Origin of the sequence: Pseudonocardia xinjiangensis, from assembly GCF_012911925.1 — a bacterium.
Taxonomy (GTDB): domain Bacteria; phylum Actinomycetota; class Actinomycetes; order Mycobacteriales; family Pseudonocardiaceae; genus Pseudonocardia; species Pseudonocardia xinjiangensis.
This window is the reverse complement of record NZ_JAAXKY010000200.1, coordinates 1-11,450: the sequence shown is the minus strand read 5'-3', so window position 1 is coordinate 11,450 and position 11,450 is coordinate 1. Positions and strand designations below refer to the sequence as shown.

The 11,450-nt window shown below is 72.6% G+C and carries 11 protein-coding genes; 4 read left to right on the top strand and 7 right to left on the bottom strand.

The genetic code is table 11. The features are described from left to right. Window positions 1-63 precede the first annotated feature (63 nt). Both HF577_RS34270 and HF577_RS34265 read left to right on the top strand, forming a co-directional pair. Window positions 64-1,020 (top strand): serine protein kinase RIO, encoded by a 957-nt coding sequence (locus HF577_RS34270; RefSeq protein ID WP_169400158.1) that lies wholly within the window; start codon window positions 64-66, stop codon window positions 1,018-1,020. A gap of 361 nt (window positions 1,021-1,381) precedes the next feature. Further along, window positions 1,382-2,695, top strand: coding sequence for a DEAD/DEAH box helicase (locus tag HF577_RS34265; protein WP_246267823.1), 1,314 nt, complete (start codon window positions 1,382-1,384; stop codon window positions 2,693-2,695). A 134-nt stretch (window positions 2,696-2,829) separates the two neighbouring features. Here the strand turns inward: HF577_RS34265 and HF577_RS34260 are convergent, their stop codons facing one another. After that, on the bottom strand, window positions 2,830-3,285 hold the full coding sequence (locus HF577_RS34260) for a lipopolysaccharide assembly protein LapA domain-containing protein (RefSeq protein ID WP_169400156.1): 456 nt from the start codon (window positions 3,283-3,285) through the stop codon (window positions 2,830-2,832). Between the two features lie 120 nt (window positions 3,286-3,405). Then, the gene (locus HF577_RS34255) at window positions 3,406-3,870 is read right to left on the bottom strand and encodes a GNAT family N-acetyltransferase (RefSeq protein ID WP_169400155.1); all 465 of its coding nucleotides are present in this window, start codon (window positions 3,868-3,870) and stop codon (window positions 3,406-3,408) included. A 123-nt stretch (window positions 3,871-3,993) separates the two neighbouring features. Between HF577_RS34255 and HF577_RS34250 the strand changes: the two genes are divergently transcribed. After that, window positions 3,994-5,370 (top strand): mycothione reductase, encoded by a 1,377-nt coding sequence (locus HF577_RS34250; protein ID WP_169400154.1) that lies wholly within the window; start codon window positions 3,994-3,996, stop codon window positions 5,368-5,370. A 98-nt stretch (window positions 5,371-5,468) separates the two neighbouring features. Then, on the top strand, window positions 5,469-6,413 hold the full coding sequence (locus HF577_RS34245) for an acyl-CoA desaturase (RefSeq protein ID WP_407692273.1): 945 nt from the start codon (window positions 5,469-5,471) through the stop codon (window positions 6,411-6,413). A gap of 20 nt (window positions 6,414-6,433) precedes the next feature. Here the strand turns inward: HF577_RS34245 and HF577_RS34240 are convergent, their stop codons facing one another. From HF577_RS34240 to HF577_RS34220, 5 genes are all read right to left on the bottom strand, one after another. Then, on the bottom strand, window positions 6,434-7,237 hold the full coding sequence (locus tag HF577_RS34240) for a lysophospholipid acyltransferase family protein (protein WP_169400152.1): 804 nt from the start codon (window positions 7,235-7,237) through the stop codon (window positions 6,434-6,436). A gap of 112 nt (window positions 7,238-7,349) precedes the next feature. Next, window positions 7,350-7,940, bottom strand: coding sequence for a pyridoxamine 5'-phosphate oxidase family protein (locus HF577_RS34235; protein WP_169400151.1), 591 nt, complete (start codon window positions 7,938-7,940; stop codon window positions 7,350-7,352). Window positions 7,941-8,138: 198 nt separating this feature from the next. Next, the gene (gene map, locus HF577_RS34230) at window positions 8,139-8,996 is read right to left on the bottom strand and encodes a type I methionyl aminopeptidase (RefSeq protein WP_169400150.1); all 858 of its coding nucleotides are present in this window, start codon (window positions 8,994-8,996) and stop codon (window positions 8,139-8,141) included. A gap of 30 nt (window positions 8,997-9,026) precedes the next feature. Then, complete coding sequence (locus HF577_RS34225) at window positions 9,027-9,407, bottom strand: DUF3054 domain-containing protein (RefSeq protein ID WP_169400149.1); 381 nt, start codon at window positions 9,405-9,407, stop codon at window positions 9,027-9,029. 54 nt (window positions 9,408-9,461) lie between these two features. Then, window positions 9,462-11,288 (bottom strand): penicillin-binding transpeptidase domain-containing protein, encoded by a 1,827-nt coding sequence (locus HF577_RS34220; RefSeq protein WP_312859562.1) that lies wholly within the window; start codon window positions 11,286-11,288, stop codon window positions 9,462-9,464. Window positions 11,289-11,450 lie beyond the last annotated feature (162 nt).

Below are 11,450 nucleotides of genomic sequence, written 5' to 3'. Positions count from 1 at the left end.
CCTGTGGACAGGCACCCCGCGCTGACAGCTGCCGCGGGGTGCCTGTCCACAGGAGACCTCGCGTTGCGCGACCCCGAGTACCCCGAGTACCTGCCCGAACCGTCCCGTAGGCGGCGCCGCCGCTTCGACGACGACATCCCTTCCGGCCGCATCCGCCACCGCGGCGGCCACATCGACATCACCTCCCTCGACGAGCGGGCCGGCGCCGATCCCGACGGGCCGCCCGATGGCGACCGATGGTCCACATGGGACGGCGCCGACCACGGCCCGGAGCCGCGGCCGTCCTGGGTGGTCACCGAGCACGCCGCGGTCGACGCGGAGCTCGGCGTGCTCAAGACCGGCAAGGAGGCCGACGTGCACCTGGTCGAGCGCTTCGTGCCCGGCACCGACCGCCGGGTCCTCATGGCGGCGAAGCGGTACCGCAGTGCCGAGCACCGCCTGTTCCACCGCGACTCCGGCTATCTGGAGGGCAGGCGGGTGCGCCGCTCCCGCGAGACGAGGGCGATGGCGAACCGGACGACCTTCGGCCGTGACGTGCTGGCCGGCCAGTGGGCGGCGGCCGAGTTCGCCGCGCTCGGCCGGCTGTGGTCCGACGGGGTGGCGGTGCCCTACCCCGTGCAGCTGAGCGGCACGGAACTGCTGCTCGAGCTCGTCGGGACCGACGGCGCGGCCGCCCCCCGGCTCGCCCAGCTACGGCCCGATGTCGACCAGCTGTGTGATCTGTGGCACCAGCTGGTCGACGCGCTGCTGGGGCTGGCCCGCCACGGCCTCACCCACGGCGACCTGTCCGCCTACAACCTCCTGGTGCACGACGGGAGGCTCGTTCTCATCGACCTTCCGCAGGTCGTGGACGTGATCGGGAACCCGCAGGGGCCCACCTTCCTGGCCCGCGACGTGCAGCGGATCGCCGACTGGTTCGTCGCGCGCGGTCTGCCGCCGCACGTCGGACCCGCCGGCCTCCTCGACGAGCTGCACGTCGAGCTGGGAATGCCACCCGACGCACGAGCGTCGGAACAGTAGGCCCGGGCAGATCCGGGTCGGCCGGTACTCCGCTACGCTTCACCGCGAGCGCCCGGCCGACCTGGCCCCTAATCGGGCGCACCCGCTTCACCCACCAGGGCGCATGGCTGCGCCCGGGCTCGTCTCTGAGATCTCAGCCGCCGTCATCTCGGCGCTGCTTCTCCGTGCGACGTGCCACGTCCCGGAGGTTCGTTTGACATCCCCGTCCCCTCGCCGTGCCCAGTTCTCGGCGAACTCACGCCCCCGTCGTTCCGACGGCGGTCGTCCCCGCTCCAACCGCGACCGCTCCCGCGGCTCGCAGGACCGTCCCGTTCTCGCCGCCGCACCCCCCGAGGTGCTGTGGACCGTCCCCGAGGCCGGCATGCCCACGTTCGCCGAGCTCGGGCTGCCCGAGCCGATCGTCCGTGCGCTGGCCGCCAACGGCTTCACCGAGCCGTTCCCGATCCAGGCGGCGACGCTGCCCGACACGATCGCCGGTCGCGACCTGCTCGGCCGCGGCCAGACCGGCTCCGGCAAGACGCTGGCCTTCGGTCTCGCGCTGCTGTCCCGGCTCGCCGGTGGCCGCGCACAGTCCCGGCGTCCCCGCGGCCTCGTGCTCGTTCCCACCCGTGAGCTGGCTCAGCAGGTCGTCGACGCGCTGACCCCGTTCGCGAAGGCACTCGGCCTCTCCACCACCTCGGTGGTCGGCGGCATGTCGTTCAACCGGCAGGCCGCCGAGCTCCAGCGCGGCGTCGACCTGCTCGTCGCCACGCCGGGCCGGCTCACCGACCACACCACGCAGCGGACCTGCGACCTCTCCGAGGTCACGGTCACCGCCATCGACGAGGCCGACCGGATGGCCGACATGGGGTTCCTGCCCCAGGTCCGCAAGATCCTCGACCTCACCCCGGCAGGCGGGCAGCGGCTGCTGTTCTCGGCAACGCTCGACGGCGCCGTCGGCGCGCTGGTGCGCCAGTACCTGACCGACCCGGTCACCCAGTCGGTCGCCTCGGCCACCGCGCAGGTGTCGACGATGGAGCACCACGTGCTCATCGTCGACACGCCCGACAAGCCGCGGATCGTCACCGAGATCGCCGCCCGCGACGGCCGCACGATCCTCTTCGTGCGCACCAAGCACGGCGTCGACCGGCTGGTCAAGACGCTGCGACGTGACGGCATCAACGCCGGCGCACTGCACGGCGGCAAGGCGCAGAACGCGCGCAACCGCGCGATCTCCGACTTCAAGGACGGCAACACGCCGGTCCTCGTGGCCACCGACGTGGCGGCGCGCGGCATCCACATCGACGACGTGAGCCTGGTCGTCCACGTGGACCCGCCCACCGACCCGAAGGACTACCTGCACCGCGCCGGCCGTACCGCTCGCGCCGGTGACTCCGGCACGGTCGTCACGATGGTCACCCCGCCAGAGCGGCGTGACGTCGAGCGGCTCACCCGCCTCGCGGGCGTCCGCGCCACCAACACCGAGGTCTACCCGGGCGACGACGCGCTGGGCCGGATCACCGGGGCGCGCACGCCGTCCGGGGTGCCGATCGTCGAGGCGCCCAAGCCCGCGCAGAACCCGCGCGGCAGCGGCAGGCGCTCGCGTGGCGGCGCGGTCCGTGCGGGAGGCCAGGGCGGACGCCCGGCGGCCGGCCGCTCCGGTTCGCGCGGACGCAGGCGCGACGCGGCCGCCTGACCCGCTCCACCACGTCGAAGGCGCGGCATCCCCGAGGGGGTGCCGCGCCTTTGTCATGCCGAGACCGGACCGGGCGACTCGCGCACGCGAAACGGGCGACTCGCGCAGCCGGAACGGGCGACTCGCGGGGTGGGTCAGACGGTGCGGCGGCCGCCGCGCTGCGCCGCCCGGCGCAGCTGCAGGATGCGCAGTCCGCCCGGGATCGCCACGAGCAGGAGGCCGGCGATCGCGGCGAGGAGCAGTGCCACGCCCGTCGGCAGCGTGCCCGTCCAGACCAGGAACTTGATCTGCACCGGGGCGTTGTTCTGCAGGATGAAGATCAGCAGGAACAGCAGGACCACCGAGGACAGGATCAGGCCGGTCCACAGCCCGCCGGTGCGGGTGCGCGCGACCACCGGGCGCTGTGCCTGGTTGTCTGCGGGGCCCGATCCACCGGTCGGGGTCGGCACCGTGGGGCCTTCCGGCTCCGGCACCCGGACGGGCCGCATCGCCGGATCGGTGGCCGGGTCGGCGTGCGGGTCGGCCGGACCCACGCTGCCGTGCAGGGGTGAGCCCGGACGTGCGGTCGCCCGCGTCGGGTCCTCCGTCATCTGCCTACCTCGCTCCGCTCACAACGTGCTCCGTGCCCGTTCGGACGGAGTATTCCGCAACCGGGGGTACGAGGTGGAACACGGTGCGTCAACGCCGTCGGAACGCCGCTGCGGGGCGGGTCAGCGGCCGTCGCGGCGCATCGGCACGTGCGGGACGCCGTCCCAGTCGTAGGCGGGGCCGGTGGGACGGAAGCCGAAGGCGCGGTAGAAGTCGGCGAGGTGCTCCTGCGAGTCGAGCACGCAGCCGTCGTCGCCGACCTCGGCCAGCGCCGCCTCCATCAGCTGCTTGCCGAGGCCGCGCCCGCGCGCGGACCGGGCGGTGCACAGCCGGCCGATGCGGAAGTCGCCGTCGGGTTCCTTCAGCAGCCGCACGCATCCGAGCACCGGTTCCGGGTGCCCGGCCCCCCCGAGCCAGTAGTGCCTGGCTTCGCTCTCGAGGTCCCGGCCGTCGAGCTCCGCGTACGGACAGGCCTGCTCCACGACGAACACCTCGACGCGGAGCCGGAGGATCTCGTACATGGTGCGGGGCTCGAGATCGGCCGCCCAGGAACGGTGCACGGTGGCCGCAATAGCCTCGCTGGTCATGACGACTGCATACCAGATGCACGAGGGCCGCGCTGGGCCAGACGTGTGGGGTATGCACTCCACAAACGAACGGACTCCTTACAGCCCCGGGCGACCCGGGCCGGCCGCGGCTACCGTGAAATGGTGCGTCAACACGATCTCGTCGTCATCGGCAGCGGGTCCGGCAACTCGATCATCGACAGCAGGTTCGATGGTCTGGATGTCGCGCTCATCGAGCACGGGGTCTTCGGCGGCACGTGCCTGAACGTGGGGTGCATCCCCACGAAGATGTACGTCTACCCCGCCGATGTCGCGGAGGCGGTGCGACACGCGGGGCGCTACGGCATCGACGCGAGCATCGACAAGGTGCGCTGGAGCGACATCCGCGACCGCGTGTTCGGCCGGATCGACCCGATCTCGGCCGGCGGCCGGGAGTACCGGGTGAGCCGCTCCCCCAACGTCACCGTCTACGAGGGCCACGCCCGGTTCACCGGGCACAAGGAACTGCTCGTCGAGCGCACCGACGGTTCGGGAACGGACGCCGTGCGCGCCGACCGGATCGTCGTCGCCGCGGGCAGCCGTCCGGTCATCCCGGAACCGATCGCGTCCTCCGGCGTCCCGTTCCACACCTCCGACACCATCATGCGGCTCGACGACCTGCCCGAGCACGTCCTGATCGTCGGCAGCGGCTACATCGCCGCCGAGTTCGCGCACGTGTTCTCCGCGCTCGGGGCCCGCGTCTCGATCGTCGGGCGCACCAGGCGCCTGCTGCGCAGCCAGGACGAGACCGTCGCCGAGCGCTTCACCGCCGTCGCCGCCGAGCGCTGGGACCTCCACCTCGGTCAGCAGGTGGTGCGCGCGAGCGGCAGCAAGGGCGCCGTGCTGCTGGAGCTCACCGACGGCACGGCGTTGCGGGGCGACGTACTGCTCGTGGCCACCGGCCGGACGCCCAACGGGGATCGGCTCGACCTCGACCGGACCGGTCTGCCCACCCATCCCGACGGGCGGATCGTGGTCGACGAGCAGCAGCGCACGCCGGTGGACGGAATCTTCGCCTTGGGCGACGTCAGCTCCCCGTTCCAGCTCAAGCACGTCGCGAACCACGAGTCGAAGGTCGTGGCCCACAACCTGCTGCACCCCGAGACACCGCGCACCACGGACCACCGCTTCGTACCGTCGGCCGTCTTCACCGACCCGCAGATCGCCTCCGTCGGCCTCACCGAGGCCGAGTGCCGGGCGGCGGGCCACGACGTGGCCGTGAAGATCCAGGCCTTCGGCGACGTCGCCTTCGGCTGGGCCATGGAGGACACCACCGGCTTCTGCAAGCTGATCGCCGACCGCGCCACCGGCCGGCTGCTGGGCGCCCACATCATGGGTCCGTACGCGGCCACGCTGATCCAGCCGCTGATCCAGGCGATGTCGTTCGGCCTCGGCGCGCGGGAGATGGCCACCGGCCAGTACTGGATCCACCCGGCTCTGCCCGAGGTGGTGGAGAACGCGCTTCTCGGGCTCGATCTGTAGGACGTCCCACACGATCCGGGGTGCCGCCGGGCGACAAGAGCCTGGTAGACATCGGACTAGTAAGGTGACCCTTCCTACTAGTCACGAGGTGCATGCGCATGACCCTTGCCGAGAGCCCGAGCCGAGCGGCCGGAACGGCCAGACCGATCCTGGGCGGTACGCGCGGCGTCGCCGCGCAGATCTCCGTCTACGTGTTCGTGATCGTCCCACTGCTGGCGCTGCTCGCCGCCGTCCCGTTCGCCTGGGGCTGGGGGCTGGGCTGGACGGACGTCGTGCTCGCGCTGGTGTTCTACGTGATCAGCGGCCTCGGCATCACCGTCGGGTACCACCGGTACTTCACGCACGGTTCGTTCAAGGCCAGCCGTCCGCTGCGGATCGCGCTCGCCGTGGCCGGCAGCCTCGCGATGCAGGGGCCGGTGATCGACTGGGTGGCCGACCATCGCCGCCACCACGCCTTCTCCGACAAGGAGGGCGACCCGCACTCGCCGTGGCTGTTCGGCACCGGCCCTGGCGCGCTGGCCCGCGGCTTCTGGCACTCGCACATGGGGTGGTTGTTCGAGCGCGACCAGACCAACGAGGAGCGCTTCACCCCCGACCTGCTCGCCGACCGCGACATCACGCGGGTCGACCGGCTGTTCGTCCTGTGGTCGGTGGCCACGCTGCTCGTGCCGGCCCTGCTCGGTGGCCTGCTGACCTGGTCGTGGTGGGGCGCCCTCACCGCGTTCTTCTGGGCGGGCCTGGTGCGGGTGGCGTTGCTGCACCACGTCACCTGGTCGATCAACTCGATCTGCCACATGATCGGCGACCAGCCGTTCGCGGCTCGTGACCACTCGCGCAACGTGTGGCCGCTGGCCGTGCTGAGCTTCGGCGAGTCGTGGCACAACCTGCACCACGCCGACCCCACCTGCGCCCGCCACGGTGTGCAGCGCGGGCAGGTCGACATCTCCGCCCGCGTGATCCGGATCTTCGAGAAGCTCGGCTGGGCCCACTCGGTGCGCTGGCCCACGCAGCGGCGGCTGGAGAAGCTGGCCCGCGTCCGCTGACCGGCCGCCCCGCGAGCGGGTCAGCTCGCGGGGCGCTCCTGCTCGATCACCTTCGTCCCGTTCGACCCGGCCGTGGCCGGGTCGAACGGGACGGCGGGCGGCGTCTCGCCCCGGATCTCGGCCACCAGCCGCGTGACGTCGGCCATGATCGCCGCGGTGGCGCCGTCCAGAGCGGTGCGGGTGCGCGGGCCGCCCAGCCACGCGGAGAGGTCGACGGGGGGTCCGGCCACCACCGTCACCTTCCGGCGGGGCAGCAGCCGGGGGCGTCCACTGCCGGGAGGCAGGACGTCCTGCGTACCCCAGTTGGCCACCGGGATCACCGGCGCGCCGGTGACCAGCGCGATCCGCCCGATCCCGTTCTTGCCCTTCATGGGCCAGCCGTCGGGGTCGGCGGTGTAGGTGGCCTCCGGGTAGAACGCCACGATCTCGCCGCGCTGGATGGCGGCGATGGCGTCGCGGTAGGCGTCACCCGCGCGTGCGGAGGCCCGGTAGACCGGGATGTGGCCGCCGCGGCCCAGCACCGAGCGGACCACCGGGATGCCCCACAGCTCCGACTTCGCGAGGAAGCGCGGCATCCGGCCGTGCGAGATGGTGAAGGCGACGTTGAAGATCGGGTCCGAGAAGGACACGTGGTTGATCGCCAGCAGGGCCCCGCCGGTGCGGGGGATGTACTCGCCGCCCCGCCAGCCGATCCTGGTGCCGAACATCGCGAACGGCCAGATCACCGCGATCGCGAGCCCGAACCAGAACCCCGAGTCGCGCCAGCGCCGGGACCAGGTCAGCACGAGCTTCTGCCATACCGTGAGCGGCCGGTCCGCCGTCATTCGTCCTCCTCGCGTGGATCCGGCGTCCGTCCCGGATGCCATGGGTGATCATCCCAGGCGACTGCCGCGCTCTCGCGGAGGCGGTGTGGGGCGCCCGCGCGCCCGTGCGGGCTCAGGCCGGGGCCTCGCCCGCCGGCACCGCCACCGGCAGAGCCGGCAGGCCGTCCAGGCTGTTCGCGTTCCTCTGCACGTGATAGCGCGCGATCCGCTCGTCGTCCCGGCTCTGCCACACGGCGTCGAGCGTCTCGCGCTCCTCCACCAGGTCCATCCTCGGCACGGCGTAGCCACACGAGTCGGACACCCGCGTGACGTCGACGACGATCACCCCGCGCAGGTACCGCCTGCGCTCCTCACCCGCCTCGCCGAAGCCTGCCAGCATCTCCTCGAACGCGGGATCTCCCGGGGTCACCGTCCGCCCGGTGCCGTGCAGGCGCACGATGTTCGGGCGGCCGTCGAACGCGCAGAACATCACGCAGATGCGGCCGTTCTCCCGCAGGTGCGCGATGGTCTCCACGCCGCTGCCGGTCATGTCCAGGTAGGCGAATGTGTGCTCGTCGACCATGCGGAAGGTGCCCATGGTCCCCTTGGGCGAGAGGTTGACGAGGCCGTCGCCTGCCAGCGGTGCGGTGGCCACGAAGAACACGGGCTGCTTCTCGATCCAGGCCGCCATCGCGGCATCGACACGCTCGAAAACCTTCGCCATGCTCTCGACCCTACGGCGGTCACGGCCCGACCTGAAGCTCGCGGGCGCCGGGCGACCGTCATCTCCGACGGCCTGTCCATCGCGCGGCCCTGCCGGATCCGGATCGGGCGCTCGCCCGCCTCGACGAGCCCGTTCTCCAGCAGCCCTGACATCTGCTGCTCGGCTCCCGCACGGACCACCTGTGGCGAGCAGGCCCGCTCAGGGCAGCGTGAGGATCTCCGCGCCGTCGGCCGTGACCAGCACGGTGTGCTCGAACTGCGCGGTGCGGGCGCGGTCCTTGGTGACGACGGTCCACTCGTCGGGCCAGATGTCGTAGTCGATCGTGCCGAGGGTGATCATCGGCTCGATCGTGAACGTCATGCCTGGCTCGAGGACGGTGTGCACGCTCGGCTCGTCGTAGTGCAGCACCACGAGCCCGCTGTGGAACGAGCGGCCGATGCCGTGACCGGTGAAGTCGCGCACCACGCCGTAGCCGAAGCGCTTGGCGTAGGACTCGATCACGCGGCCCACGACGTTGAGCTCACGCCCCGGGCGCACGGCCTTGATCGCCCGCATGGTGGCCTCGCGGGTGCGCTCGACGAGGAGCCGGTCGTCCTCGGCGACGTCGCCTGCGAGGAACGTGGCGTTGGTGTCGCCGTGGACGCCACCGATGTACGCGGTGACGTCGATGTTGACGATGTCGCCGTCCTCGATCACGGTGGAGTCCGGGATGCCGTGGCAGATCACCTCGTTGAGGCTGGTGCAGCACGACTTGGGGAAGCCCTTGTAGCCCAGCGTGGACGGGTACGCGCCGTGGTCGACGAGGAACTCGTGCACCACGCGGTCGACCTCGTCGGTGGTGACGCCCGGCGCCACCGCGTCCCCGCCCGCCTGCAGTGCCTGCGCCGCGATCCTGCTGGCCACACGCATGGCCTCGATCACCTCGGGGGTCTGCACCCACGGGTCATTGCTGCGCGACGGCCGGTCCTTGCCCACATACTCCGGGCGCGGGATCTGGCTGGGAACGGGACGGATGGGCGAGACGGTGCCAGGGGTCAGCAGCGTGCGGGCGGGCATGGAACCAGTCTAGGCACGCAGCGCAGCGGCCTAGCGGACCGCGCGCTGCTCGGCCCGGTGGGACACCAGCAACGACAGTGCCCGCCACCCGAGCAGCAGCACCGCGAGGGAGACGACCGTGACCACCGCGAAGCTGAGCGGGAGCCGGCCGGTGAAGGCGGCCCGCACCAGCAGACCGAGCACGGCCGTGCCGCCCAGCGCCACGACGCCCGCACGCAGGCCGACCGGGTGGGCACGCACGAGTGGCGTGGCCCAGGAGGCGGCGAGGCCGACGAGGAACGGGGCTGCGGTGCCGAGCAGGCCCCACAGGCCGTCGGACTCGTCGTGGCTGATCCGGCCGATGGCGGCGAATACGACCACCGCGATCACATCAGCCGCTAACGCAAGCGCGGGGACCCGGCGCGAGGACATGGCCTCCAGCGTAAGCGCCCGGACGGCCTTCCGGCCCGGGCCGGCACGTTCCCCTCAGCCGATCGTGGCGAGGAACCGACCCGCCAGCTCGACGGCAGGCGCCGAGGAGCCGGAGTCGACCACCAGCACCGCGAACGCGACGTCCCCCCGGTAACCGACGAACCAGCCGTGCGCGCGGCCACCGCCGGTGAACTCCGCGGTGCCGGTCTTGCCGTACACCTCTCCCAGCCCGGCCAGCCGGTTGGCCGTGCCCTCGGTGACCACGGCACGCATCATCGGGCGCAGCTGGTCCAGCTCGGCGGCGCTCGGCCCGGTGGCCGGCCGCAGCACCTGTGTGGGCCGGTCGCGCAGCAGCTGCGGCACCACCGGCGAGCCGTGGGCCACGGTGGCGGCCACCAGCGCCATCCCCAGCGGGGTGGCCAGCACGTGGCCCTGGCCGAATCCGTCCTCGGCCCGCTGCACGGCGTCGGCCGTGGGGGGCACCTCACCCGTGATGGTGGTGAGCGCGGCGACCTCGTAGTCGGCCCCGAGGCCGAACCGCAGCGCCGCAGCGGGCAGCGCGTCCGCGCCGAGCTGGGACGCGAGGCGCGCGAACGTGGTGTTGCAGGACCGGGCGAACGCGATGCGCAGCGGCACGGTGCCGAGGTCGAACCGGTCGACGTTGGGCACCGCGCGGCCGCCGATGACGGTGGCGCCGGGACAGGCCACGGGCGACTCCACGGTGAGCCCGTTCTCGGCGACCAGCGCACCGGCCGTGACGATCTTGAAGGTGGAGCCGGGCGGATAGCGCCCGGTCAGGGCGAGCGCACCGCCGGTGTCGGCTGCGTCGTTCTGCGCCACGGCCAGCAGGTCGCCGGTGGACGCCGACACCGCGACGAGCATCGCCTGCTGCGGCACCAGCTCGACAGCGTCCTCGGCGGCGGCCTGCACGGCGCGGTCCAGGCCGGTGGCGACCGTGGTGCCGGTGCGGGGCAGCTCCTCCACCAGCGTGCGGATCGTGATGCCGCTCGCGTCGGTGAGCACCACCGACCAGCCCGGTACCCCCTCGAGCTGCTCGGCCGTCGCGGTGCGGACGGCCGGCAGCACCTGCCGCCCGAAGCGGGCATCGGGTGCCAGCAGCCGCTGCGAGCTGGTGAAGCGGACGCCGGGCAGATCGTGGATGGACTCCTTCACACCCTGGTAGTCGGTGTCGCGCAGCACCGCTACGGGGTAGCCCTGGCCGTCCGGGGTGCGCGCGGCCCCGTCGGTGATCGAGGCCTGCGTGATCGCGGGGTCGAGCGGGCCGAGCGCGGTGGCGAGCGCACCGGCGACCGTGGGCAGGTCGCCCGTGGCCCTCCGGTCCAGCACCACCGTGACGACCTGCGTACCCGTGAGCAGGGGCGCCCCGTTGCGGTCGACGACGGGGGCAGGCTGGGGCTGCTCGGTGCGCAGCGCGAGCCGCTGCCGGGGGGCCAGCTCGGGATGCACCACGGTGGGCGCCCAATGCACCAGCCAGCCCTCCTCGGCGTCGGGAGCGGGCAGCAGTTCGAGCTCGTTGAGGTAGCTCCAGATGCGGTCGGGCCCCAGCTGCCAGGTCAGCTGCACGGACGCGGTGGCCCGCTCGGTGGCCGTGCGCACCTGCGCGAGCTCGGCCACGATCGCAGACGGCTCGAGCGCATCGCGGGTGGCGACCAGCAGCTGGCCCGCCGCCGCCGGCGCGTCGGTGAGAGCGGCCGCTCGCGCGTCGTCGCCCGCCGACCACGCCGTGAGGAACGCGGTGACCGTCCGCTGCGGGCCGTCGTCGCCGTACAGCCCGCATCCCGCGGAGGCGAGCAGCACCGGCAGCGCGGCAAGCAACACGGCGAAGCGCCGGACCGGCCGAACCGGACGATCAGGGAGCACTTGGTCAGTATGCCGAGCCCACCCGGCGCGCCCTCCGTCGCGGCAACCCTGGCGGGACACGGCCGTGACCTGCCACCCTCCGGGCCGCCATTACCATCCCCCCGGAGACAGGACGTGACGGCAACCCCGAACGACGCGTAGAGGACGAGCCTCCCCCCATGC